Origin of the sequence: Terrabacter sp. NPDC000476 (assembly GCF_040300125.1) — a bacterium.
GTDB lineage: Bacteria > Actinomycetota > Actinomycetes > Actinomycetales > Dermatophilaceae > Terrabacter.
On sequence record NZ_JBEPDF010000001.1, the window covers coordinates 261,030 to 286,045 of the forward strand.

24 protein-coding genes are annotated in these 25,016 nt (G+C 73.5%); 12 read left to right on the top strand and 12 right to left on the bottom strand.

From position 1 onward, the window contains the following. Positions 1-61: 61 nt before the first annotated feature. Both ABT295_RS01165 and ABT295_RS01170 read right to left on the bottom strand, forming a co-directional pair. Positions 62-427: a VOC family protein gene (locus ABT295_RS01165; protein ID WP_352392593.1), complete on the bottom strand. Its 366-nt coding sequence runs from the start codon at positions 425-427 to the stop codon at positions 62-64. Beyond that, positions 427-1,224, bottom strand: a complete 798-nt coding sequence (locus ABT295_RS01170; RefSeq protein WP_352392594.1) for an SURF1 family cytochrome oxidase biogenesis protein — start codon at positions 1,222-1,224, stop codon at positions 427-429. The genes ABT295_RS01165 and ABT295_RS01170 overlap by 1 nt, the downstream gene beginning before the upstream one ends. Before the next feature lie 33 nt (positions 1,225-1,257). Here ABT295_RS01170 and moaA point away from each other — a divergent pair, with 33 nt between their 5' ends. After that, a complete protein-coding gene (gene moaA, locus ABT295_RS01175; RefSeq protein ID WP_352392595.1) occupies positions 1,258-2,280 on the top strand; it encodes a GTP 3',8-cyclase MoaA in 1,023 nt (340 codons plus the stop codon). Between the two features lie 216 nt (positions 2,281-2,496). Here the strand turns inward: moaA and ABT295_RS01180 are convergent, their stop codons facing one another. Then, a complete protein-coding gene (locus tag ABT295_RS01180; RefSeq protein WP_352392596.1) occupies positions 2,497-3,735 on the bottom strand; it encodes a hypothetical protein in 1,239 nt (412 codons plus the stop codon). A gap of 113 nt (positions 3,736-3,848) precedes the next feature. Between ABT295_RS01180 and ABT295_RS01185 the strand changes: the two genes are divergently transcribed. From ABT295_RS01185 to ABT295_RS01210, 6 genes are all read left to right on the top strand, one after another. Continuing rightward, positions 3,849-4,922, top strand: a complete 1,074-nt coding sequence (locus ABT295_RS01185) for an acyl-CoA dehydrogenase family protein (RefSeq protein WP_352392597.1) — start codon at positions 3,849-3,851, stop codon at positions 4,920-4,922. After that, complete coding sequence (locus ABT295_RS01190; protein ID WP_352392598.1) at positions 4,919-6,268, top strand: PIG-L family deacetylase; 1,350 nt, start codon at positions 4,919-4,921, stop codon at positions 6,266-6,268. The genes ABT295_RS01185 and ABT295_RS01190 overlap by 4 nt, the downstream gene beginning before the upstream one ends. A 37-nt stretch (positions 6,269-6,305) precedes the next feature. Beyond that, positions 6,306-7,004 (top strand): glycosyltransferase family 2 protein, encoded by a 699-nt coding sequence (locus ABT295_RS01195; RefSeq protein ID WP_352392599.1) that lies wholly within the window; start codon positions 6,306-6,308, stop codon positions 7,002-7,004. An 89-nt stretch (positions 7,005-7,093) separates the two neighbouring features. Next, positions 7,094-7,357, top strand: a complete 264-nt coding sequence (locus ABT295_RS01200; protein WP_352392600.1) for a hypothetical protein — start codon at positions 7,094-7,096, stop codon at positions 7,355-7,357. 66 nt (positions 7,358-7,423) lie between these two features. After that, the gene (locus ABT295_RS01205) at positions 7,424-8,290 is read left to right on the top strand and encodes a GNAT family N-acetyltransferase (protein ID WP_352392601.1); all 867 of its coding nucleotides are present in this window, start codon (positions 7,424-7,426) and stop codon (positions 8,288-8,290) included. Between the two features lie 87 nt (positions 8,291-8,377). Continuing rightward, a complete protein-coding gene (locus ABT295_RS01210) occupies positions 8,378-9,553 on the top strand; it encodes a VOC family protein (RefSeq protein WP_352392602.1) in 1,176 nt (391 codons plus the stop codon). Positions 9,554-9,568: 15 nt separating this feature from the next. On the opposite strand, the gene ABT295_RS01215 is transcribed toward ABT295_RS01210, so the two are convergent. Beyond that, positions 9,569-10,138, bottom strand: a complete 570-nt coding sequence (locus tag ABT295_RS01215; protein ID WP_352392603.1) for a DUF1990 domain-containing protein — start codon at positions 10,136-10,138, stop codon at positions 9,569-9,571. A gap of 45 nt (positions 10,139-10,183) precedes the next feature. On the opposite strand from ABT295_RS01215, the gene ABT295_RS01220 reads away from it, so the two are divergent. Continuing rightward, a complete protein-coding gene (locus ABT295_RS01220; RefSeq protein WP_352392604.1) occupies positions 10,184-10,723 on the top strand; it encodes a P-loop nucleotide/nucleoside kinase family protein in 540 nt (179 codons plus the stop codon). A 193-nt stretch (positions 10,724-10,916) separates the two neighbouring features. Here ABT295_RS01220 and ABT295_RS01225 read toward each other — a convergent pair whose 3' ends face one another. Together ABT295_RS01225 and ABT295_RS01230 are read right to left on the bottom strand one after the other, a co-directional pair. After that, entirely contained in the window at positions 10,917-11,165 is a 249-nt protein-coding gene (locus ABT295_RS01225; RefSeq protein ID WP_352392605.1) for a hypothetical protein, read from the bottom strand. Continuing rightward, on the bottom strand, positions 11,162-11,452 hold the full coding sequence (locus ABT295_RS01230) for a DUF3099 domain-containing protein (RefSeq protein ID WP_352392606.1): 291 nt from the start codon (positions 11,450-11,452) through the stop codon (positions 11,162-11,164). Before ABT295_RS01230 ends, ABT295_RS01225 begins: the two co-directional genes overlap by 4 nt. A 115-nt stretch (positions 11,453-11,567) precedes the next feature. Between ABT295_RS01230 and ABT295_RS01235 the strand changes: the two genes are divergently transcribed. The 3 genes from ABT295_RS01235 (at position 11,568) to ABT295_RS01245 (ending at position 15,527) form a co-directional block, all read left to right on the top strand. Next, the gene (locus ABT295_RS01235) at positions 11,568-12,287 is read left to right on the top strand and encodes a beta-ketoacyl-ACP reductase (protein WP_352392607.1); all 720 of its coding nucleotides are present in this window, start codon (positions 11,568-11,570) and stop codon (positions 12,285-12,287) included. Positions 12,288-12,371: 84 nt separating this feature from the next. Continuing rightward, the gene (fabI, locus tag ABT295_RS01240) at positions 12,372-13,133 is read left to right on the top strand and encodes an enoyl-ACP reductase FabI (RefSeq protein WP_352392608.1); all 762 of its coding nucleotides are present in this window, start codon (positions 12,372-12,374) and stop codon (positions 13,131-13,133) included. A 114-nt stretch (positions 13,134-13,247) separates the two neighbouring features. After that, positions 13,248-15,527, top strand: coding sequence for a tetratricopeptide repeat protein (locus ABT295_RS01245; RefSeq protein WP_352392609.1), 2,280 nt, complete (start codon positions 13,248-13,250; stop codon positions 15,525-15,527). Positions 15,528-15,611: 84 nt separating this feature from the next. On the opposite strand, the gene cphA is transcribed toward ABT295_RS01245, so the two are convergent. The 6 genes from cphA to glgC form a co-directional block, all read right to left on the bottom strand. Next, the gene (cphA, locus tag ABT295_RS01250) at positions 15,612-18,488 is read right to left on the bottom strand and encodes a cyanophycin synthetase (RefSeq protein WP_352392610.1); all 2,877 of its coding nucleotides are present in this window, start codon (positions 18,486-18,488) and stop codon (positions 15,612-15,614) included. Positions 18,489-18,586: 98 nt separating this feature from the next. After that, positions 18,587-19,498: a cyanophycinase gene (locus tag ABT295_RS01255; RefSeq protein WP_352392611.1), complete on the bottom strand. Its 912-nt coding sequence runs from the start codon at positions 19,496-19,498 to the stop codon at positions 18,587-18,589. A 9-nt stretch (positions 19,499-19,507) separates the two neighbouring features. After that, positions 19,508-20,755 (bottom strand): phosphoserine phosphatase SerB, encoded by a 1,248-nt coding sequence (gene serB / locus ABT295_RS01260; protein ID WP_352392612.1) that lies wholly within the window; start codon positions 20,753-20,755, stop codon positions 19,508-19,510. A 76-nt stretch (positions 20,756-20,831) separates the two neighbouring features. Continuing rightward, the gene (locus ABT295_RS01265; protein ID WP_352392613.1) at positions 20,832-21,563 is read right to left on the bottom strand and encodes a ZIP family metal transporter; all 732 of its coding nucleotides are present in this window, start codon (positions 21,561-21,563) and stop codon (positions 20,832-20,834) included. Between the two features lie 9 nt (positions 21,564-21,572). Further along, positions 21,573-22,409 (bottom strand): LLM class F420-dependent oxidoreductase, encoded by an 837-nt coding sequence (locus tag ABT295_RS01270; protein WP_502991117.1) that lies wholly within the window; start codon positions 22,407-22,409, stop codon positions 21,573-21,575. Between the two features lie 44 nt (positions 22,410-22,453). Then, positions 22,454-23,710, bottom strand: coding sequence for a glucose-1-phosphate adenylyltransferase (gene glgC, locus ABT295_RS01275; protein ID WP_352392614.1), 1,257 nt, complete (start codon positions 23,708-23,710; stop codon positions 22,454-22,456). Positions 23,711-23,813: 103 nt separating this feature from the next. On the opposite strand from glgC, the gene glgA reads away from it, so the two are divergent. Next, a complete protein-coding gene (gene glgA / locus ABT295_RS01280; RefSeq protein ID WP_352392615.1) occupies positions 23,814-25,016 on the top strand; it encodes a glycogen synthase in 1,203 nt (400 codons plus the stop codon).

A 25,016-nucleotide genomic window follows, 5' to 3' on the forward strand; every position in this document is an offset into this window, starting at 1 on the left:
GGTCAGCCAGTCGGGCGCGCCAGGGGGCGCGGTGCCCGCGCGGGCCGGGCCGGCCCGCGCGTCAGCGGAGCAGCTGCTGCAGCGCCCACGTGTTGCCGTCGGGGTCGCTCAGGTGGGCGTACTTGACGCCGCCCATGTCCTGCACGTCGGAGACGTCGACCCCGTTGTCGCGCAAGGTCGCCCGTGCCTCGTCGATGTCGTCGACGACGAGGTGGAGGTTCTGCACGCGCGGTGCGTCGGGGGCGCTCATGCCGACCCCGATGACGATCGAGCAGCTCGACCCCGGTGGGGTCAGCTGGACGACGCGCATGCCGTTGCCCGGCTCGACGTCGTGGTCGAGCACGAAGCCCATGCCGTCGGTGTAGAAGGCCTTGCTCGCGTCGACGTCCGTCGTCGGCAGCGGCACCAGCTCGAGTCGCATCTGCATCAGGCGTCCTCCTCGTCCCAGATCCGGACCTTCTTGGGCTTGACCGGTGCGTCGGGCCCGGCGGCGAGCGCACGCCCCGCGGCCGCCTCCCGGCGGACCGCGAAGAAGATGAAGGCGACACCACCGGGCATGAAGAGCCACCACTGGTAGGCGTACGCCTGGTGCGGCCCGAGGTCCTCCTCGGGCCTGGGCAGCAGCCGCAGCGGGTGGGCGCCGGCGACCGCGGCGGGCTGCTGCGCGCCGAGCACGAGGTAGGCGTCCACGTCGCTGAGCGCCGGCACGCGGGCCCGCGCGTCGGTCAGGTTGATGCTTGCGAGCTGGGGTGGGGGCAGGTCGCGCCCGAGGCTGACCTCGCCGGTGCGCAGCCACCCGGTCACCTCGACCTGGCCGGACGGTGGCGGGTCGACGGCCGGGCTGGTCTCGGCGTTCGCGGCGTTGGGCACCCAGCCACGGTCGACGAGCAGCGTCAGCCCGTCGGCCTGCAACGGCGTCAGCACCTCGAACCCGACCGTCGCGTCGAGCGTGCGGTTGCGCACGAGCAGGTCGGTGCCGGCGGCATACGTGCCCGTCAGCGTGACGCGCGTCCACTGGCGCTCCGGGGGGAGCGGGGAGGCGACGAGGCCGGGCGTGAACGCGACCGGTGCGGCGCCGTAGTTGCGCGCGATCGCGTCGACCTTCGTGCGCTGCTCGACGTGGCGGTGCCACTGCCACAGGCCGAGGTAGAAGCAGGCGACCCCGAAGAGGACGGCGACGAGGGTCCACAGCACCCACCGCCGGGTCAGCCAGAGTCGGAACACGGATTGACGGTACCCCGGCCTAGAGTGGAGCCCATGACCCGCCTACCCGACCCGAGCGTGCGCCCCGGTGGCCTCGCCGACCAGTTTGGCCGGGTGGCGCGCGACCTGCGCGTGTCGGTCACCGACCGCTGCAACCTGCGCTGCACGTACTGCATGCCGGCCGAGGGGCTCCCGTGGATGCCGCGCGCCGAGATGCTGACCGACGAGGAGCTGCTGCGGATCATCGGCATCTTCGTGCGCGACGGGGTCACCCAGGTGCGCCTCACCGGCGGAGAGCCGCTGCTGCGCCGCTCGCTCGTCGAGCTCGTGGCTGGCATCGCCGCGCTGGAGCCGCGACCGAAGATCGCCATGACGACGAACGGTGTGGGGCTCGAGCGCGTCGCCTTCGGGCTCAAGGAGGCGGGGCTCGACCGGGTCAACGTCAGCCTCGACACCATCGACTCCGAGACCTTCACCCAGCTGACCCGTCGCGACCGGCTCGCCGACGTGGAGGCCGGCCTCAAGGCCGCCGCCGACGCAGGGCTCACGCCCGTCAAGGTCAACGCGGTCGCCATGCGCGGCATCAACGACCAGTCGGTCGCCGACGTGCTCGCGTGGTGCCTCGAGCGTGGCTACGAGCTGCGGTTCATCGAGCAGATGCCGCTCGACGCCCAGCACGCGTGGGACCGCACGCAGATGATCTCCGCCGACGAGATCCGTGAACGGCTCTCGGAGCGCTGGGAGCTCACGCCGCTCCCGGCGGCAGACCGTGGCAGCGCCCCGGCCGAGCGCTTCCTGATCGACGGCGGGCCCGAGACCGTGGGCATCATCGCGAGCGTCAGCTCGCCGTTCTGCGCGGCGTGCGACCGCACCCGCCTCACGGCCGACGGCCAGGTGCGCAACTGCCTCTTCTCGACGACCGAGACCGACCTGCGCGGGCCGCTCCGCGAGGGCGCGACCGACGACGAGCTGCTCGGCCTGATGCGCGGCGAGATGTGGCGCAAGCGCCGAGGCCACGGCATCGGCGATCCCGACTTCGTCCAGCCCGACCGCCCGATGTCCGCCATCGGCGGCTGAGGCGAACAGCGCCTGCACGCGCTGGCGGCGAGCCGCGCGAGAGTGCCGCCGGCTCACCCGTCGCCGGCGATGTGCAGCCCTGCGCCCGATGAACCTGCAGATGGAGGTGCGGATGATCCTGCGTTCGGTGTGGTCATCACCCCACCTGGTGCAGGTTCATCCGCAGCATCATCCGTCGGCTCATCCAGCACGCCTGCCGGTGCCCCGGGCGCGCGGTCAGCGGCCGGTGGTGCCGAAGCCGTCGCTGAGGCCCGCCATGCCGTCGACGACCCGGACGGCGCCGATGTCGCGGGTGCGGTCGTCCCAGATGAAGGCGACGGCGCCGCTGACGTAGGGCTGCTCGGCGGCGAGCTGGTCGAGCACGCGTGACCGCGTCGTCGCCTCGCGCGCGCCGGCGGCGCCGCCCGGGGCGGGTCGCATCAGCTCGACATTGACCCAGAGGCGCTGCCCGACGGCGGCGCGCATCGCTTGTAGGTAGCTCTCGAGGGGCGCGACGTGCCCCGGCGCCGTCGAGGTGTCGGACGCCAACGCCGTCGTGCCGGTGCCGAGGCCGTCCTGCGGCGCGAGCACGAGGCGCGTGCCCTGGGCCGTCGCGGCGAGCATCGTCGCGCCGCGGGCTGCCTGCTCGGGCGTCACGAACGCCTTGTCGCGTCGGGACTCGAGGTAGGGCGACAGCACGACGAGCGCGTGGGGCCACGCCCGGCTGACGGAGGCGTTCTGCGAGGCGTAGAGCTGCCGCACGGGGTTCCACGTGCGCGTGTCGGTGACCGGCATCTCGACGTGCTGGTAGAAACCGTCCGCCCCCTCCGCACGCGCCTCCACCACGAAGCGCTGGGTGAAGGCCGCGAGGGTGGGCAGGTAGCTCGTGTCGGGCAGGTAGGCCACGCCGTCCTGCGACCCGGCCCGGGGCGCGGGCAGGCCGAGGATCGTCTTGGCGCCCAGGGCGTTCCCGGCCCGGACGAGCGCGCCCTGGCGGTCGTCGGCGTCCGAGGAGACGACGACGGTGCCGTGTCCGGTATCGGTCACGGTCCACGTGACCCAGCAGATGCGCACCTGCTCGTCACCCGGACGCAGCGCGGAGGGGCGCCAGCTGAGGCCCCCGGCATAGGCGTACGGCGTGCGGGAGCCGATGAGGCGCTGCACCTCGGTCGGGAAGCTCGAGCGCGGTGCGGGCTCGACGCGGTGGCCGAAGGTGATCGCGTCGGCGCCCATCTCGCGCAGCTGGCGCTCGTTCGCTTCGACCGTCGGTGCGGGCAGGACGAAGAACGCGGAGATGCCGAGCCCGGTGCGCGGCGTCGCGGTCCCGCTGCCGGGTGCCGTCGCGACCGACGCGTGGGCCGGTGCGGGGGCGGCATGGGTCGCGGAAGCGGTCCACGACGCGGCCACGGCGCAGGCCGCCAGCAGGAGCGCCGAGAGCGCGGCGGCACGCCGACTCGTCCGCACCCCCAGGTCCATGCCCCGACGATAGGTCAGGCCGCTGGGTGCCCGGTGCAGATACCCCCGAACCCGGCTGTGCGCCCGCGGTGCCCGGCGCCGGGACGATCCTGCGGAATGGGTACGAGGGCACGGTGACGACGTCCAGCCCGCATCCATCGCCCGGCCGCCCCGTGCGGCTGGGACTCGACGCCCCTGCCGACAGCTCGGTCGTGGCCCTCGCGGACGACGTCTCGGCCGACACCGACCCGCTCGCGGCGCTCGCGCTCGTGCGCCGCCACGCGGACGCCTTCCCCCTGCCGGGACAGGGATCCACGCTGCGGCTGTGGGAGGCGCTCGCCACCGTCGCGGCCACCAGCCTCACGGCCGCCCGCGCCGTCGAGCCGCACCTCGACGCACGCGCCATCCTGGCCGAGGCGCGGGACGCCGGCCACGACGTGGCCGACGGCGACGCCGGGGGAGCGACCTGGGGCGTCTTCGCCGCGGAGGGCCCCGGCGCCCGGCTCGAGGCGCGCGACCACGGCGGCTCGGTGCGCCTGCACGGCACCAAGCCGTGGTGCTCGCTCGCCGGTCGGCTGAGCCATGCGCTCGTCACCGCCTGGGACGGCCCCGGCCGGCGCCTGTATGCCGTCCGCCTCGGTTCCGAGCGCGGCGTGACCGTCGTGCCCGCCGCCTGGCACGCCCGCGGCCTGCCCGACGTGCCGAGCGGTCCCGTGACCTTCGACGGCACCGAGGCCACGCCGGTGGGCGAGCAGGGCTGGTACCTCGAGCGCCCCGGATTCGCCTGGGGCGGCATGGGCGTGGCAGCGGTGTGGTTCGGTGGTGCGGTCGGGGTGGCCCGACGACTGCTCCGCCCGGGCCGGGAGCCTGACCAGATCGCGCAGCAGCACCTCGGGGCGGTCGACGCGGCGCTGTGGGCGGCTCGGAGCACCCTCGTGACCGCCGCGGCCGAGATCGACGGTGGCCGCGCGTCCGGTGCAGCCGGCGCGGCCCTCGCCCTGCGGGTGCGTCACGTCGTGGCCGAGGCCGCCGAGGAGGTGCTGCGGCGCGTCGGGCACGCGACCGGGCCGGCCCCCCTCGCCCTCGAGGCCGACCACGCGGCGCGCGTCGCCGACCTCACCCTCTACCTGCGCCAAGAGCACGCCGAGCGCGACGAGGCGGCCCTCGGCCGGCTCCTGCTCGACACCGGCGACGGGAGCACCTGGTGACGACCCCGGCGCGCGCCTTCACGCACGACGAGGCGGGGACGTCCGAGGCCCGGTGGAGCGCGGCGCCCGGCTGGAGCGGAGTCGCGCAGGCCCCCCGCCTCGCGGACCTCGGCGTCCGGCGACTCGTCGTCGTCGCGGCGCACCCGGACGACGAGACGTTGGCGGCCGGTGGGCTCATCGCCCTGGCGGCCGCCGCGGGTCTCGAGGTGTGCCTCGTGCTGCTCACCGACGGCGAGGGCTCCCACCCGGCCTCGCCGACGACCGGAGCCGACGAGCTGGGACGCCTGCGCGTGGAGGAGTCGCGCCAGGCCCTGCGCCTGTTGGCGCCCCACGCCCGTCTCGAGCGGCTGGGGATGCCGGACGGCTCGGTCGCCGACCACGTCGACGACGTGGTGACGACGCTCGTCGACCTCGTCCGCGAGGACGGGCCCGAGACCCTGCTCGTCGCCCCGTGGCGCGCCGACGGGCACGCCGACCACGACGCCGCCGGGCGCGCGGCCGCGGTGGCTGCCTGGCGCACCGACGCCCGGCTGTGGGAGTACCCCGTGTGGCTCTGGCACTGGTGCGAGCCGGACGACGCGCCGTGGGACGACCTGAACGTTCTCCGGCTCCCCGACGAGGTGCTGGCGGCGAAGGCCGGCGCCGTCGCGTGCCACCGCACCCAGGTGGCGCCCCTCTCCGACGCAGCCGGTGACGAGCGGGTCCTGCACGACGGGATGCTCGCCCACTTCGACCGTGCGCAGGAGACGTTCCTCTCGCTGGGCCCGCTGGCCGACGACAGCCTCGACCGGCTGCACGACGACGTCGACGACCCGTGGCGCGTGCGCACGAGCTGGTACGAGGAGCGCAAGCGCGCCGTGACGCTGGCTTCCCTTCCGCACGAACGGTATTCGCGGGCCCTGGAGGTCGGCGGCTCGATCGGGCGGCTCGCGGCCGACCTCGCCGGGCGGTGCGGCGAGCTCGTCGTCGTCGACGAGAGCGAGGCCGCCGTCCGGGCGTCCGAGGCGGCCCTGGCGGGTGATGCGGGCGTCACGGTGCTGCGGCGCACCGTCCCCGAGCAGTGGCCCGACGGCGCCTTCGACCTCGTCGTCGTCTCCGAGGTCGGCTACTTCCTCAGCCCCCAGCGCCTGCGCCGGCTGGCGCGGCGCGTCGACGCGGCCCTGTCCGCCGACGGCGTCGTGGTCCTCTGCCACTGGCAGCACCCGATCGAGGGCTGGCCGCTCGACGGGGCGCGCGTCGCCGAGATCTGGCAGCACGAAAGCGCGCTGCCCGTGGTCGCGAGCCACCTCGAGACCGACTTCGCGCTGCACGTGCTGTCCCGCACCGATGCCCACCGGGCCACCTGACGTGACCGCATCACGGGCGCTTCGGCCCCTGACCCACGTGCACGTCGTGGTCCCGGCCAAGGACGAGGAGGCCCTGCTGCCCAGGGCGCTCGACTCCCTCGACGCCGCCGTCGCGGAGCTGGCACTCGTCAGGCCCGACCTCTCGGCCGTGGTCACCGTCGTCCTCGACGCGTGCACGGACGGATCGGCACGCGCGGTCGCGGCGCACCCCGCGGTGCAGGCGGTGTCGCTCGACGTGCGCTGCGTCGGGGCTGCCCGGGCGCACGGTGTGACGAGGGCGACCGGAGGCGTGGCGGACGAGGCGGCCGACCGTCACTGGCTCGCGACGACCGACGCGGACGGGATCGTGCCGGGCGACTGGCTCGTGCGCCAGGTCGTGCTCGCCGACAGCGGCGTCGACCTCGTGGCCGGCACGGTCGAGCCCGACCCGGGCGACCTCGACCCGGCGACCCTCGCACGGTGGTGGTCGCTGCACCCGCTGCGCGACGGCCACCCGCACGTGTTCGGGGCCAACCTCGGGGTGCGCCTCTCGGCCTACCGTCGGGCGGGCGGCTTCGACGCCGTCGCCCTGCACGAGGACGTCGGCCTCGTCGAGAGGGTGCGGTCGACGGGCGCGACCTTCCTCGCCTCGGCAGCCGTGCACGTCCGCACGTCGGGGCGCTGCCGGGGCCGCGCGGCCGGTGGCTTCGCGGACTACCTGGGCGCCCTGGCCGCGGGGCCGTCCCTCACGGGCTGACGGCACATAGGCCCGCAGAACACGCCGCCGGAGGATCGCCGGCACTACGGTGCTCGGGACCGATGGACCGCCGAGGGACAGGGGAGCTCGTGGGTGACGACAGGGCGGCCTCGCCGTGGGTGACCGCGTTCGGGTGCGTGCTCGCGCTGGCGGCCGCCGTGCTCGCGGGGTACGGGGCCTGGTACCTGACGGGCGCCCTCTCGGCCGACAACCGGACGAACCCGCTGCGCGAGCTCGGCGTCGCCATCGGGATGGGCGCGCTGGTCACGGGCGCGCCGCCGTGCCTCGCCGGCCTGGCACTCGTGGTGAGAGGCGTCCGTCGTCGACGCGCCCCGGTGCGCCACCGCCACTGAGCAGCTCGGCCACCCCGCCGAAAACCCGGTGGGCGCCGGCCGGTCGGGTGGCGTTGAATGGCGCGGGTGACCGTCACGACCGAGACCCCGACCCTCGCCGAGCTCGACGACGTCATCGCCGCCCTGGCGTCCTGGCAGCGGGAGGGCGCGCCGGTCCAGCTGCACCCGGGCGACCTCGGCTGGAACTGGAGCCTCGGCGGCGAGCGGACGGCTGCCGCGGTGCGGCTGTGGCGACGCGACGGCGTGCTCGTCGCGGCCGGCCTGCTCGACGAGCCGACCCTCGTGCGGATGGCGGTCTCACCCGAGGTCGACGCCGACGAGGACGTCGCCGCCCGCCTGGTCTCCGACCTGACCGACCCGTCGGCCGGGGTGCTGCCCGAGGGCAGCGCGTCGGTCGAGATGAGGGCCGGCTCGGCCGTGCGCCGTCGCCTCACCGACGAGGGGTGGACCGCCGACGAGGCGTGGACGCCGTTGCGCCGCAACCTCTCCGAGCCCGTCCCGGACATCGCCCTGCAGGTGCAGGTGCTGGACCACGAGGCGGTGCCCGAGCGCGTCGAGGTGCACCGCGGAGCGTTCGCCAACTCGACGTTCTCCGTGGAGCGGTGGCAGACGATGGCCGCCACCCCGGCCTACCGGGACGCCCGCTGCCTCCTCGGTCGCGACGCCGACGGCGTGCCCGTCGCGGCGGCCACCGTCTGGTCCGCCGGCCGGGGCCGACCCGGCCTGCTCGAGCCCGTCGGCGTGCACCGCGACCACCAGGGTCACGGCTACGGCACGGCCATCTCGCTGGCTGCAGCCGCCGCGCTGCGCGAGATGGGGGCGTCGAGCGCGACCGTGTGCACGCCGAGCAGCAACGTGGCCGCCGTCGCGACGTATGCCGCCGCCGGCTACACGCGCCTGCCCGACGTCACCGACTTCCGCCGCCCGGAGTGACGACCCGCCCCCGCTGAGCAGGAACTGCTCGACGGTGGGACGTCCTCGCGGCCGTGGATCGTCCGGGTCGGCGCCTAGGTTGTCGGCATGAGCTCGAGCGCTTCGGACTGGCGGGTCGTCGACGGTGTCACCACGGCGTGGTTCGACGCGCCCTCGCTCGGGGCCGGAGCGGCGCTGGCCGAGCGTGCCCTCGCCGCGTCGCCCGACGCCCGGATCGAGCTCCGTGACCGCGGCGTGCGGATCCGGCTGGACGCGGATGACGAGGCCGGCGCGGTGTCGACAGCTGCCCGCTCGCTCGGCCTGACGGCCGCCCCCGCCCGCCTGCAACAGCTGGGTGTCGTCTTCGAGGCCACGGACCAGACTGCGGTCTCGGCGTTCTGGCAGCGGGTCACGGGCTACGAGGCCGCGGCGGCCGCAGCGGCCCTGACCGACCCGCTCGGACGTGGACCGTCGCTGCGCTTCGAGCCGTCGCACGAGCGACGCCCGGAGCGGCACCGTCTCCACCTCGACGTCGTGCGGCCCGAGTCGGTGGTGGGCGAGGTGCGCCCGGGGGAGCCGTCCGGGCCCTACGGCGTCTGCCACCGCGACCCCGACGGCAACGAGGTGGACCTCGTGCCCGGCGGGCCGCTCGGCGAGCAGGCCGAGACCGACGACTGGCGCGAGGTCTTCTCGGCCATGGCCTGCTACCGGATCCGTTCGACGCGCGAGCAGGTCGAGCTGGCGAAGGCCGCCGCCCGGCTCGCCGGGGACGCGGGCTTCCCGCTCCTCGTCGACCTCCGTCCCGGCCTCGTCGTCCTCGACAGCGGCAAGGACCGCTCGGATGCCGAGGCGCATGGCCTGGACGTCGACTTCACCGGGCTGGCCGTCGCCCTCCAGGCCGCGGCCCGCCGCCTCGGTGCGGTCGCCGACCCGTCGGCGCCCCGCTTCGTGCAGCTGTTCCTCGACGCGGCCGACGTCGCCGCCGTGCGCGCCTTCTGGGTCGCAGCGTTGGGCTACGCGGAGGACCGGCGGGCCCACACCACCGACATCGTCGACCCGTCACGCCTCGGACCCGAGGTCGTCTTCCAGCAGATCGACCTCGCCGACACCGGGAGGCGGGAGCAGCGCAACCGCATGCACGTCGAGCTCGCCGTGCCGTCCGACACCGCGGCCGCACGCGTCGAGACGATGCTCGCGGCGGGTGGCCGACTGCTCGAGCGGCCCGACGTCCGTTGGCGGGTCGCCGATCCCGAGGGGAACGAGATCCTCGTCGTCGGCGGCTGAGAGGGCCGATCCGCCTCAGCGGGAGGCGGGCGCGTCGAGGGCCATGAGGTAGCGGCGCGTCATCCACTGCTGGACGGCCCGCGACACCGGCCCGCCCAGCCGCGCGAGGAGCGTCGCCGGACGCGACACGGCGCTCACCGTGAGCCGCAGGCCGCCGTCGGGCATCTGCTCGAGCACGAACCACTCCTCACCGCACTCCGGGTGCCCCGGAAGCGTGGCGTACGCGAACCCGCGCCGGCCCGGCTCGTCGACGACCTCGACGACGCGGCACGGGATCCGGAGGGCCAGCGGGCCGACGCCGAGCGACATCGACACGACCGTCCCGACCTCGGCGACCGGCTCGGAGGCGGCGACCCGCAGGCCGGCCCGTGACTGCAGCTGCCAGCCGAGGAGCTCGTCCGCGGCCGCGTCGAAGTCGTGGCGGGCCAGCACGCGCGTCACGGCGAAGCGACGGAACCCCGGGCCCCCGTCGCCGGACCTCGCTCCGCTCGCTCCGGTGCGCTCGTCGGCGCGATAGGTCAGCGGTGCGGCCCGGAGCGCCTCGGCCGCCGCGGGGTCGAGGCGGCATACGGTCATGGCATCCATGGTGACCGATCTCGCCGTCGAGGTGCGCGCGAGGGAGGGGACGACATGACGCGGCCTCCGACGCTGATGCTCACCGTCGGGCTGCCGGCCACCGGCAAGACGACGACCGCCCGGCGGCTCGAGGCCGAGCGCGGCGCACTGCGGCTGACCAAGGACGAGTGGGTCAAGGCCCTCTTCGGCGAGGCGAACCCGCCGTCGGCCTCGGACGTCATCGAGGGACGGCTCGTCGACGTGGCGCTGCGCGTCCTCGCGCTGGGCGTCGACGTCGTGCTCGACTTCGGGCTGTGGGGCCGCGACGAGCGCTCCTGCCTGCGGCACGCCGCCCGCGAGGTCGGCGCCGAGGTCGAGCTGGTCTACCTGTCGCTCGACATGGCCGAGCAGCGCCGGCGGGTCGACGAGCGCCAGCGGCTCGAGCCCGGGACGACGTGGCCGATGAGCGACGCGGAGCTCGCGGCGTGGGCGGCGCAGTTCGAGGTGCCCACGTCGGGGGAGCTCGACGGCACCGAACCGCTGGACGAGCCGCCGACCGGCTTCGCCACCTGGGCGAACTGGCGTCGGCACCGCTGGCCCAGCTCGGTCACGTGAGGCACGCGTGCGCAGGGCGGCGGCACACACCTCGCCTGACGTGTTGCCGATGATGTTGCAGCTGATGGGCTGATCACCCCGAGAGGCGCAGCACCATCCGCAGCTCCATGTGCGTCACGCCGGACGCCGGGCCACGCGCCCGAAGCCGAGGGCGACCCGGACGGCCTGCGCGACGGCCTGCGCGACGAGGGCCTCAGCCGTCGGCGTCGGTGAGCGCCTCGACGGGCACGACCTCGATGAGGAAGCCGCGCAGGCTGATGAAGTCCGTGAGCGACTGCCGGTGCTCGTCGCACGCGAGCCACACCTTGCGCCGGCCCGGCTCGTGCAGCTTGGGGTTGTTCCACACGACGGCGTGCACGGCGTCCTGGCGGCAGCCCTTGGCGCTGCAGACCTGCCCGTCCACGCTCGCCCCTCCGGATCCCGACAGGAACGAGGCGGTCACCGCTCGATCCGCGGCGTGTCGTCGCGCGGGACGACCGACTGGATGCTGCCCGCCTGGCGGGGGCTCACGGCGTTGGCCAGCACGACGGCCACGTAGGGGATGAAGACGGCGGCGAGCACGGCGGCCCAGCGCAGCCAGCCGGAGGTGACGAAGACCAGGCCGAAGCACGCGATGCGGATGCCCATCATCGTGAGGTAGCGCTTGACCCGCTGGTCCTGGTCGTCCGTGGTGGACGTGGCAGCCGACGTGACCGAGTGCACGACGGGCTCGTTCTTGGCTCTTGGCACCCATCCACCATAAGCCGGTTCCGACAGGCCCGGGACGTGGCTGTCTACCCTTGGGTAGTCCGTTAGGTTTCGGGGCAGACAGCGACACCGGCACCCGCCGGCGGATGGAGGAAACGTGGCAACGACCGAGGCGCGCAACGTGCTCGTGACCGGCGGCAACCGAGGCATCGGCCTCGCGATCGCCCGGGCCTTCCAGGAGGCCGGCGACAACGTCGTCATCACGCACCGCTCCGGGCAGCCCCCGGAGGGGCTGCAGGGCGTCACGTGCGAGGTCACCGACACCGCGTCGGTCGACGCCGCGTTCACGGCCGCGGAGGAGATCTTCGGCGGTCCCGTCGAGGTGCTCGTCGCCAACGCCGGCATCACCCGCGACACGCTCCTCATGCGGATGAGCGACGAGGAGTTCGACTCGGTCATCGACACGAACCTCGCCGGCGCCTTCCGCTGCGCGCGCCGCGCCGCCACCGGCATGATCCGCAAGCGTCGCGGCCGGATCGTGCTCATCAGCAGCGTCGTCGGCCTCTACGGCTCGCCGGGCCAGACCAACTACGCCGCCTCGAAGGCCGGCCTCGTCGGGCTCGCCCGCTCGATCTCGCGCGAGCTCGGTGGTCGCGGCATCACGGCGAACGTCGTCGCGCCCGGCTTCATCGACACCGAGATGACGGCCGTGCTGCCCGACGACCAGAAGAAGGCCTACCTCGCGAACATCCCCGCCGGCCGGTTCGCGACGCCCGAGGAGGTCGCCGCCGTCGTGCGCTTCGTCGCGAGCGACGACGCGGCCTACGTGACGGGCGCCGTCATCCCCGTCGACGGCGGACTCGGCATGGGGCACTGAGCCCAGCGGACGGCACACGCGCCCGTATGCCGTCACCACCCTCGTGCGCCACGCGCCCCCACCCACGGAGAGAAAGTCGCAGACATGGGAATCCTCGAAGGCAAGAAGCTCCTCATCACCGGCGTCCTCATGGACAGCTCGATCGCGTTCCACGTCGCGAAGATCGCCCAGCAGGAGGGCGCGACCGTCGTGCTCACCTCGTTCGGACGCACGATGCGGATCACGCAGACGATCGCCAAGCGCCTGCCGGTGACGCCGGAGGTCATCGAGCTCGACGTCGCGAACCAGGAGCACCTCGACACCCTCGCCGAGCGTCTCGGTGAGCACGTCGACTCGCTCGACGGCGTGCTGCACTCGATCGGCTTCGCGCCGCAGGGCGCCTTCAACTTCCTCGAGGGGACGTGGGAGGACGTTTCGACGGCGGTGCAGATCTCGGCGTACAGCCTCAAGGCGCTCGCCGTCGCGACCCTTCCGCTCATGACGTCCGGCGGCAGCGTCGTCGGGCTGACCTTCGACGCGAAGTTCGCCTGGCCGGTGTACGACTGGATGGGCGTGGCCAAGGCCGCCTTCGAGTCGACGAACCGCTACCTCGCGCGCGACCTCGGCCCGAAGAACGTGCGCTGCAACCTCGTCGCGGCCGGCCCGATCCGCACGACGGCGGCCAAGTCGATCCCCGGCTTCGAGCAGTTCGAGCAGATCTGGGACGAGCGCGCCCCGCTCGGCTGGGACGTCAACGACCCGGTGCCGGCGGCGCAGGCGTGCGCGGCGCTGCTCTCGGGCTGGTTCCCGGCGACGACGGGCGAGATCGTGCACGTCGACGGCGGCGTGCACGCCATGGGCCAGTGACGCGCCTGCCGCTCGCATCCTGCTCCGGAATGCGGAGCAGGATCCGAGCGGTGACGGGCCCGCTCCCGGGTCGTCACGCGCGAAGGGCACCCACGGCTCGCTAGAGTCCTGCCCATGCCTCACGCCGGGACCGAGCCCAGCCCCCAGCCGACCGACGTCGAGCTCGCCACCGCTTCGGACGCGGCCGCACCGGCTGCGCCGCCGGCGGTGCGCGTCGACGAGGTGCGGGTGCTCGACGGGCCCAACCTCTACTTCGCCCGGCCTGCCATCAAGGTGATCCTGCACCTGCCCGGCTACCTCGACCTCAAGCGCACCGAGGCCGAGGCGCTGGCCGCCCGGCTGGGCATGCGGTCGGCGCGCCCCGGGCGGCGCGGCAGCGCGCTGCGCCAGCGCTTCGTCATGCGGGTCATCCGGACCGTGATGCGCCGCCTCGGCACCGAGATCGGCGCGGGCCGGCTCGGCGTGCGGGTGCGCGCCGGCCAGACCGCCCTCGACGTCGTGCTCGCCTTCCCGTGGGTGCACCGCACGCGGGGGCGCGTGGCCGGTGAGCAGGTCGGCGCCGTCATGGCGGCGCTGCTCGACCGCTCGCGCCGGGCCGACGAGGTCATCGAGGCGGCCGCCGCCGAGATCCTCGCCGCGCCGGACGGCCCGGGCCCCAGCGTGCTCACCCCGACAGTGCCCGTCGCCTCGGTGACCGGCACCAACGGCAAGACGACGACGACCCGCCTCATGGCGCACATGTGCATGACGGCCGGGCTCACGACGGCGTGGAGCTCCACCGACGGCGTCGTCGTCATGGGGGAGACGAAGGAGGAGGGCGACTTCTCGGGCCCTGCCGGTGCGCGCGGTGTGCTCGAGACGCCGGGGCTCGACATCGGCATCCTCGAGACGGCTCGGGGAGGCATGCTGCTCAAGGGGATGGGCGTCACGGCCAACGACGTCAGCGTCGTGACGAACGTCAGCGCCGACCACCTCGGGCTGCAGGGCATCGACACGCTCGACCAGCTCGCCGAGGTCAAGGCCATCGTCACCACGGTGACCAAGCCGCAGGGCTGGGTCGTGCTGAACGGCGACGACCCGCGCGTGTGGGCGATGCGCTTCGGCATCAAGGCCAAGCCGTGGGCCTTCAGCCTCGACCCGGCCTCGCCGGCGCTGTGGGAGTCGATCAACGCGGGCGGGCGCGGCATCACCGTGCTCGACGGCGAGATCGTCGTGCTCTCGCCCAACGGCGACCCCGACCGTCTCGTCAAGATCGTCGACGTGCCGATGACGCTGAGCGGCCTGTCGCGCAACAACATCGCCAACGCGCTCGCCGGTGCGGCGGCGGCGCTCGGCCTGGGGGTGCCGCGCTCGGCCGTCGTCGAGGGGCTGCGCACCTTCGCGCCCGACCCCGAGCACAACTGGGGCCGGCTCAACACGTACTCCGTGCCCCTCGATGCGGGCGGCAAGGCTACGGTCATCATGGACATGGCCCATAACGAGGCCGGCCTCGAGGCGCTGCTCGAGGTCTCGCGCGGGCTGGCGGCGCCCGGTGGCGCCGTGCGCCTCGGCCTCGGCTGCGCGGGCGACCGCGCCGACGAGGCGATCGTGTCGATGGGCGAGATCGCCGGCCACGGCGCCGAGGAGGTCGCGCTGAAGATCGCCGCCCACTACCTGCGCGGCCGCACTGAAGACGAGCTGCTCGGGCTCTTCCGCGAGGGGCTGGCCAAGGTCGGCGTCCTCGACGTGCCGAGCCACGGCACCGAGCTCGCGGCTCTCCAGGCCCTCGTCCAGCACGCCCACGACGGCGACGTCGTGGCGCTCATGTGCCACGCCGAGCGGGCCGAGGTCGACGCGTGGGTGCGCGCGAACGGCGGCAAGGTCGACGACGCACGCGCGATCCGGCGCAAGGTCGTCGCCGCCCGCGGCGAGCACGAGCTGGAGTCCGAGATCGCGGCGCTGTGGGAGGCGGGCGACGACGCGGCACGGATCGCGACGGCCCAGCAGCTCGTCGACGGGCACCCCGGTGACGCGCGGCTCGTCTTCGAGCTCGCCGGCGCGCACGACGCCTCCGGTGACGAGCAGCGCGCGATCGGCCTCTACGAGCAGGCGCTGGCGGCCGGGCTCAAGGAGCCGCACCGGCACCGCGCCCAGCTCCAGCTCGCCTCGAGCCTGCGCGTCGTGGGCCGGCCGGCTGAGGCGCTGCCCCTCCTCGACGACGTGCTCGCCTCGAGGCCGCACAACACCGCGGCGCTGATGTTCCGGGCGCTCGTGCAGGCCGACCTGGGCCAGGAGCGACAGGGCCTGGCCGACCTGATCCGCGGCACGCTCGAGGCGACGACCGACGTCGACACCCAGGCCTACCGTCGGGCCCTGCGCGCCTACGCCGACGAGCTGTCCCCGGCCGCCGACTGACCCACCCGCTCAGCACCCGCCGACCGACCCGACCACCTCGGGACGGCTCGGTGGGAGCGGGGCCGCGCCACCCGGCATACGACCTCAGACGGCGGTGTCGTCGGCCTTCTCGGGGACGGCTCCGAGCGCCTCGCCCTCGGCCTCCTCGCCCTCGGCCTCGGCCGTCTCGGTGAGGGTGCTCGGGTCGAGGTCGGGGTCGCTCGTGGCGGCGGCGGGCGTGCCGATGCGGGCGCCGGCCTGGGCGTGCTTGGTGCGCTCCTCGAGCTCGGCGACGACCATCGAGTGCTGGTCGACGCACATGACGACGAGGTCACCCGGGTTGGTGCGGGCGAGCACGTGCCGGGTGGCCTCGAGCTCGTCGAGCACGATCTCGACCTGGCGGCAGCGCGCGCCGGCGGCCATGGCCGTGCGGGCCCCCTCCGCCACGAGCTCGGCGGCCTCGCCCGGCTTGCGGCCTCGCAGGCGCGCGTCCTCGCGCACGACGAGGACGTCGAAGTGCTGCGCCGCGACCTCGCCGAGCTCGCGGATGTCGTCGTCGCGCCGGTCGCCGGCGGCGCCGATCATGCCGATCCGCGAGGTGCGGCCGAGGTCTGACTGGCCCTTCTTCTGGTCGGCGTAGCGGTCGACGAACGCACCGAGCTCCTTCATGCCGGCCGCGTTGTGGCAGTAGTCGACGAAGACCTCTGCGTTCGCCACCTGCACGAGGTTGAGGCGGCCGGGGGAGAGGTAGTACGTCGTGGCGAAGGTGCGCAGGCCCTGCCGGATGTCGTGCAGGGGCGCGCCGGCCGCGAAGGCCGCGCCGGCCGCCGCGAGGGCGTTGGCGACGTTGAACCGCGCCGCGCCGCCGAAGGTCGACGGCAGCAGGTGGGTCCAGGCCAGCTGCATGCTGCGGCGCCCGTGCTTGATGACGATCATCTCGCCGCGGTCGCTCGGCTCGAGCACGACGGCCCGACCCCCGCGACGGCAGTAGTCGTCGACGAACTCCCGCACCTCGCTGCCCGGCTCCGACATCGTGAACCAGACGATGCCGCCCGAGCACCGACGGCGCATGTTGCGCACGTGCGGGTCGTCGGCGTTGAGCACCGCGAAGCCGTCGCGCGGCACCGCCTCGACGATGACCGCCTTGACGTCGGCGAGCTGGCGCAGGGTGTCGATCCCCTTCATCCCCAGGTGGTCCGGCGCGATGTTGGTGACGACGGCGATGTCGTTGCGGTCGTAGCCGAGGCCCTCACGCAGGATGCCGCCACGGGCCACCTCCATGACGGCGAAGTCGACGCGCGGGTTCTGCAGCACCATCCGGGCCGACCGCGGGCCGGACGCGTCGGCCTTGATGACGAGCCGCTCGTCGATGACGACGCCGTCGGTGGAGGTCATGCCGACCTTGCGGCCGAGCCCCTTGAAGATGTGCGCGATCATCCGCGACGTCGTCGTCTTGCCGTTCGTGCCGGTCACGGCGACGATCGGCACGCGCGACTGGGCGCCCGGCGGGAAGAGCAGGTCGACGACCGGCTTGGCGATGAACTGCGGCTCGCCGACGGTGGGGTGGGTGTGCATGCGGAAGCCCGGGGCGGCGTTGACCTCGCAGATCGCCCCGCCGGTCTCGCGCACGGGGTAGGTGATGTCGGGGCAGATGAAGTCGATGCCGGCGACGTCGAGGCCGACCATGCGCGCGGCCTCCTCGGCGATCTCGACGTTGTCGGGGTGGGCGTCGAACGTGCGGTCGATGGAGATCCCGCCCGTCGACATGTTGCCCGTCAGCGCGAGCTTGACCATCTCGCCCTCGGGCGGCACCGACTCGAGCGTGTGGCCCTGGCCCTCGAGGATGTCGATCGCGTTCGCGTCGACCTTGATCTTCGTCAGCACCTTCTCGTGGCCGACGCCGCGCCGCGGGTCGGCGTTCGTGATGTCGACGAGCTCGGCGACGGTGTGCGTGCCGTCGCCGACGACGTGGGCCGGCACGCGCTCGGCGATGGCCTGCATGCGTCCGCCGACGATGAGGCAGCGGTAGTCGCGGCCGGTGACGAACGACTCGACGACGATGGTGCCCCGACGCGACTCCGCCTTGGCGATCTCGTAGGCCTTCTCGACCTCCTCGGCGCTCATCAGGTTGAGGCACACTCCGCGGCCGTGGTTGCCGTCGAGCGGCTTGACGACGACGGGGAACCCGATGCGGCGGGCGGCCTCGAGCGTGCCGCGCAGGGTGCGCACCGCCTCCTGCTTGGGCACGGGCAGACCGGCCGAGCCGAGCAGCTTCGTCGTGAGGTCCTTGTCGCCCGCGATGTCGACGGCGAGGGCGCCGGTCTTCGACGTCATGGTGGCGCGGATGCGCTGGGCGTGCACGCCCTGGCCGAGCTGCACGAGCGAGGCCGAGTTGAGCCGGATGTAGGGGATGTCGCGCGAGGCCGCCTCCTCGAGGATGGCGGCCGTCGACGGCCCGAACGCCACGCGCTCGGCCTGCCGGAGGAAGGCGTTGAACTCCGTCTCGAAGTCGAAGCCGTCCTCGGTCTCGACGAGGTGGTTGATGAGCCGCACGGCGAGCTTGCCGGCCGCCACGCCGACGGTCTCGTCGGTGTAGCTGTAGACGACGTTGTAGCAACCGGGACGGCCCTTGACGGCGCGGGTCTTGCCGCGGCGCGAGTCGTGGCCGGCGAGGGTCTGCAGCTGGAGCGCGACGTGCTCGGCCACGTGGCCGAGCCAGGTGCCCTCACGGAGGCGCTCGATGAAGCCGCCGCGCCGGCCCAGCGAGCAGGTGTGCCGCTCGAGGCCGGGCACGAGCTCGATGAGCCGGTCGGTGAACCCGTCGAGCGAGACGGTCGGGTACTCCTCGAGGCTGCCGAGGTCGACGACGAGGTGGATCGCCTGCTGGTACGACCAGACGTTCGGCCCGCGGTAGATCCTCGTCTCGAGGATCGTGAGGTCCGGTCGTGCCGGTCCGGTGGGGGTGGGTACCTCGACGGCCATCGCTGTTCTCCTACGGGGTCATTCGGGGTCGCTCGGATCGTGCAGGTCGTGCAGGTTCGTTCAGGTGCTGCCGGTCGTGCGGGGTGGTGCGGTCCGGTTCAGTGGCGCGCGTCGCTCGTGCGGGCCGAGCGGAGCTTGGCCGGGACGACCGCACCCTCGATGTCGGGGTGGCGCTCGACGAACGCGGTCAGCTCGACGTGGCCCAGGTCGAACGTACTGCCCGTCGGCAGCGAGTGCACCACGGCTCCCGAGACGAGCAGGGGCGCGCCGCGGCGGGCGTCGGCCGCGTCGGTGATGGCGTTGCGGGCGTCCACGAGGAAGATCGAGCCCGCCCCGATGACGGACATGACGCCGTCGTCGCGGATCTCGGCGGCCGTGTTCTCGTCGATGCCCATGCCCAGCAGGTTGGGGGAGGCCGCGACCATCGACATGAGCCGGCCGTAGCGGCCGCGCTGGTCGAAGTGCTGGTCGATGATGATGTCCTCGACGAGGCCGAGACCGGCGGAGATCTGGCTCGCGCGCTGGCGCGGGGTGAGCCCCTCCTCGCCGAGCGAGATCATGAACCGGCTCATGATGGAGGCCCCGGCCGACGTGCCCGCCACGACGGCGCCGCGCTCGTGGGCCCGCAGGATGGCATCGCCCACCGGCATCCCGACGATGCTCTGGGCCAGCTTGACCTGGCTGCCACCGGTGAGGAACACGCCGGTGGCGCGGTCGAGCAGCTCGACGAGGTGCGGGTCGGTGGCGTCGCGGCGCGTCTGCGGGTGCACGACGCTGACGTCGCCGCCGCGCAGCCGGGTGAAGACGTCGCGGTAGGCCTCCGACACCTCCTCGGCGTACGACGAGGCGGTGGGGATGACGACGATGTGGCCACGGTGCCCGCCGGAGAGCTTGACGAAGCGCTTGAGCACGACCGAGCGACCGATCCGGTCCTCGGCCCCACCGATGATGAGCAGCGTGCGACGGGGGCCGCGCGGGCTCGGCGTGGTGGTCGGTGGCGGGGTCTGCATCGAGCCAGCCTAGTGACCGGCGTGGGGGACCGGCGGAGCCTGGGTCGGCGTGCCGTCGTCGAGATCGGCCTCCTCGATCTCCTCGCGGCTCAGGCCGAGCAGGTAGAGCACCGAGTCGAGGTAGGGCACGTTGACCGACGTCTGGGCCTGCTCCTGCACGATCGGCTTGGCGTTGAAGGCGACGCCCAGGCCGGCGATGTCGAGCATGTCGAGGTCGTTCGCCCCGTCACCGATAGCGACGGTGCGGCTGAGCGGCAGCCCCTCCTGCTCGGCGAACTCCCGCAGCGCGCGCGCCTTGCCCGCGCGGTCGACGACCTCGCCGACGACGCGCCCGGTGAGGTGGCCGTCCTCGATCTCCAGCCGGTTGGCGCGCGCGTGGTCGATGCCGAGGTCGTCGGCGAGAGCGCCGACGATCTCGATGAAGCCGCCGCTGACGAGCCCCACCGTGAAGCCGAGCCGCTTGAGGGTGCGCACGAGGGTGCGCGCCCCGGGCGTCAGCACGACGGCGTCGCGCACGTCGTCGAGGACGGATGCCGGCAGGCCGGCCAGCGTCGTGACGCGAGCCCTCAGCGACTCCTCGAAGTCGAGCTCGCCCGCCATGGCGCGGGCCGTCACCTCGGCGACCTCGGCCTCGCGGCCCGAGTGCGCGGCGAGCAGCTCGATGACCTCCTGCTGGATCAGCGTGGAGTCCACGTCGAGCACGACGAGCCGTCGCCCGCGCCGGGCGAGGCCGCCGGGCGCGACGGCGATGTCGATGCCCTCAGAGGTGGCGACGAGGGCGAGCTCGGTGCGCAGGGAGGCGACGTCGGCGCCGGAGATGTCGAACTCGACGGTCGTCACGGGGTAGCGCGAGAGCCGCCGGATGCGGTCGATGTTCGCGCCGTGCTCGGCGATCCGCGACGTGACGAGCGAGACGGCGCTGGCCCGCAGCGGGGCGCCGAGAACCACGACCGCGGCCCGGCCCTGGCGCGACCGCCGGTTGTCGCCCGTGCCCTCGACGACCCGCAGGTCGACCCCGAGCCGGTGCGCGGCGACGGCCGCCGCGTCGCGCAGCTGCTCGACGTTCGCGCCGGGTCGGAGCAGCACCGTCAGCGTCAGGTGGCCCTGCACGACGACCTGCTGGATGTCGAGCACCTCGGCCCCGAAGCCGGAGAGGGCTCCGAGCAGCGTACCGGTGACGCCCGGGCGGTCGTCGCCCGTCACCGTGATGCTGAGGGTCTGGAAGTCGGGCTCGTCCGTGCGGGTCGCGTCGGTCACCCGGGTCAGGGTAGTGACGACGCCCGGCGGGCGGTCACACCTTCCGGCATCCGGCCGCCCGGGGCCCCGCCCGTCCTCAGCCGACCGCGCTGAGCAGGAACGCGAGGGCGAAGCCGAGCATCGTGACGAGCCCGACGAGCCGACCGGCGTGCTCGGTCGCCTCGGGCATCATCGTGTCGGCGAGCATCGTGATGATGGCGCCGGCGGCGAAGGTCTGGATGACGGCGACCGTCTCGGCCGAGGCCCCTTGCAGCAGAACGTAACCCAGACCAGCAGCCGCCCCGGACGCGAGCATGACGAGGATCCAGAGCCGGAGCACGTGCCCCGTCGAGCGGCCGGCCCGCTTGAGCCCGGCACTCGCCGACATCGACTCCGGCACGTTGGAGAGGAAGACCGCCGCGACCATGGCGATGCCCACCTCCCCGCCGCCGAGGACGCTGACACCGATGGCCGCCGACTCCGGTATGCCGTCGAGCAGCGCCCCGAGCACGAGCGCGAGCGCTCCGGCCCCCTGCTGGTGCTCGCCCGTCGGGCTCTTGCGGCGGTGCCCACCGCGCCGGTCGATGAGCCAGTCGCCGACGAAGAAGACGAGCGAGCCGCTGACGAGGCCGACCACGACCGGCGTGGCCCCAGCGCTGCGGTAGGCGTCCTCGGTCAGCTCGAAGGCGACGGCGCTGATGAGCACGCCGGCGCCGAACGCCATGACGATGCCGATGACCCGGTTGGAGGCACGGGCATAGACGCCGAGGAGGGCGCCGACGAGCAGCGCCGCCCCGCCGACGAGTCCCCAGAAGGTCGCGGTCCACATGGCCGGTCCTTACCCTGCGGCGTTGACCTCGTCGCGCCACTGGAGCAGGTCGCGCACCCGGCCGAGGTCGGGGTCGGCGGCTGCCACGCTGGCCGTGAAGAGCCGGGTACCGATGTCGTAAAGCTGCTGGGCGTTGCCGGCGTAGTCGCCGGTCTGGTCGGGGTTGCGACCGGGCACGAAGGCGACACCGGCCGACCGCTCGATCTCGAGGGGGTCGCGGCCGCGCTTCGCGCACCACTCGTCGAGCACCCGGTGCTTGTGCGCGATCTCGTCGGGTCCGCCGAAGCCGTGCCAGATGTCGGCGTGCTCGGCGACGATGCGCAGCGTCTTCTTCTCGCCACCGCCGCCGATGAGGATCGGGATGTCGCGGGTCGGGGCGGGGTTGAGCCGCGACCAGCGGTCGCGGATCACCGGCAGGTCGCGGGCGAGGTCGTCGAGGCGGCCGCCCGCCGTGCCGAACTCGTAGCCGTACTCGTCGTAGTCGAGCTGCGCCCACCCCGAGCCGATGCCGAGCACGAGCCGGCCGTCGCTGATGTGGTCGACCGTGCGGGCCATGTCGGCGAGCAGGCTCGGGTTGCGGTAGCTGTTGCAGGTGACGAGGGCGCCGATCTCGACCGACTCGGTCGACTCGGCCCAGGCCCCGAGCATCGTCCAGCACTCGAAGTGCAGCCCGCCGCGGTCACCGCTCAGCGGGAAGAAGTGGTCCCAGTTGAGCAGCACGTCGACGCCGAGCTCCTCGAGCGTCGCCGCGGTGCGCCGGATCTGCGCCCACGTGGCGTGCTGCGGCGGTACCTGGATGCCGACGCGGGCCGGTCGTGGGTCGTCCACGCTCGCCGGTGCCGGCAGGTCGTCGCTCGCGGGCTCGGTCGCGGGGGTCTTGTCGCTCGTCGTCACCGGGTGACCACCTGGCCCTTCCCGACCACGACGATGCCGGTCTCGGTGACGTGGAAGCCGCGCGCCCGGTCGTGCTCGTGGTCGATGCCGATCTGGCAGCCCTCCGGCACGACGACGTTCTTGTCGATGATCGCGCGGCGGATCTGCGCGTGCCGGTTGACCTCGACGCCGTCGAGGAGCACCGAGCCCTGGATGCTCGCGTACGAGTGCACGTGCACGAGCGGCGAGAGCACCGACGCGTAGATGTGCGCGCCCGACACCACGACGCCCGGCGACACGGCCGAGTTGAGCGCCTCACCGATGCGGTCGCCGCTGCCGTGGACGAACTTCGCCGGCGGGTAGGGGCTGTGCTGGGTGTAGATCGGCCACTCGTAGTTGTAGAGGTTGAAGACCGGGTGGATCGAGATGAGGTCCATGTGCGCGTCGTAGTACGACTCGATGGTGCCGACGTCGCGCCAGTAGCCGCGGTCACGTTCGGTGGCGCCGGGCACCTCGTTGTCCTTGAAGTCGTAGACGCCGGCCTCGCCGCGCGCGACGAACCACGGCACGATGTCGCCGCCCATGTCGTGGCTCGACTCGGCGTCGTGGTCGGCCGTCACGGCCTCCTCGAGCGCGGAGGCCGTGAAGACGTAGTTGCCCATCGAGGCGAGCACCTCGTCGGGGTTGTCCGGCAGGCCCTTCGGGTCGCTCGGCTTCTCGAGGAAGGCGGCGATGCGCTTCGGGTCGTCGTCGTCGACCTCGATGACGCCGAACTGGTTGGCGAGCGAGATCGGCTGGCGGATGGCGGCGACCGTGCACGCCGCGCCCGACTCGATGTGCTGCTCGACCATGGCGCTGAAGTCCATGCGATAGACGTGGTCCGCGCCGACGACGACCACGATGTCGGGCCGCTCGTCGTGCATGAGGTTGAGGCTCTGGTAGATCGCGTCGGCGCTGCCGAGGTACCAGTTCTTGTCGACGCGCTGCTGCGCCGGCACGGTCGTCACGTAGTTGCCGAGCAGCGTCGACATGCGCCACGTCTTCGTCACGTGCGCGTCGAGGCTGTGCGACTTGTACTGCGTCAGCACCACGACCTGGAGGTAGCCGGAGTTGACGACGTTCGACAGCGCGAGGTCGATGAGGCGGTAGATCCCGGCGAAGGGCACCGCTGGTTTGGCGCGGTCGGCGGTCAACGGCATCAAGCGTTTTCCCTCACCCCCCGCGAGCACGATGGCAAGGACCTTGGGACCAGCGGCTGGGCTTCGTCGGGCCATGAGGGCCACCCTAGGGCAGCGGTGCGGACCGGGGGCAGGTTCGGTCCGCCCATTGGCTGACGGATTCCGCGCCGGGGGGTCCTCGCGGGGCTAGGGTCGGACCGTGCGCGTAGACATCCTCAGCAAGGAGTACCCCCCGGCGGTCTACGGAGGGGCCGGTGTGCACGTGGCCGAGCTGGTGCGGGCCCTCCGCGCCCGCGGCGACGTCGACGTGCGGGTGCGGTGCTTCGGCGCCGACCGCGACGAGGCCGGCACGACGGCCTACCCCGACCTGCCGGAGCTGGCCGCGAGCAACGCGGCCCTGCAGACGCTCGGCGTCGACGTCAGCCTCGCCGGCGACTGCGTCGGGGCCGACCTCGTGCACTCCCACACGTGGTACGCGAACTTCGGAGGGCACCTCGCGTCGCTCCTCGGTGGCATGCCGCACGTCGTGACCGCGCACTCGCTCGAGCCGATGCGCCCCTGGAAGGCCGAGCAGCTGGGTGGCGGCTACCGCGTGTCGTCCTGGGCCGAGCGCACGGCCTACGAGGCGGCCGCCGCGGTCGTCGCCGTGAGCGCCGGCATGCGCGACGACATCCTGCGCAGCTACCCCTCGCTCGATCCCGACCGGGTTCACGTGGTGCACAACGGGATCGACGCGAAGATGTGGTCGGCCGACCGCTCGCCGGAGGCAGCCGACATCGTGCGCCGGCACGGTGTGGACCCCGACCGCCGGTCGGTCGTCTTCGTCGGGCGGATCACCCGTCAGAAGGGTCTGCCCTACCTGCTGCGGGCCTGCGCCGAGCTGCCGCCGGACGTCCAGCTCGTGCTGTGCGCCGGGGCACCGGACACCCCGGAGATCCTCGCGGAGGTCGAGGGCCTGATGAACGAGCTCAAGGCCCGTCGCGAGGGCGTCGTGTGGATCGCCGACATGCTGCCGCGCCACGAGGTCGCGGCGCTGCTCACCCACGGCACCGTCTTCGCCTGCCCCTCGGTCTACGAGCCGCTCGGCATCGTCAACCTCGAGGCCATGGCGTGCGAGCTCGCGGTCGTCGCCACCGCCACCGGCGGCATCCCCGAGGTCGTCGTCGACGGCGAGACGGGTTGGCTCGTGCCCATCGAGCAGGTGCAGGACGGCACCGGGACGCCGGTCGACCCCGAGCGCTTCGTCGCCGACCTCGCCGCGGCGCTCAACGAGGCCGTCTCCGACGTCGAGCGCGCCCGCGCGTTCGGCCGCGCCGGTCGGCAACGGGCTGTCGACTCCTTCTCGTGGGACTCCATCGGCGACCGCACCCTCGAGGTCTACCGCACCGTCCTCGGCCCCTGA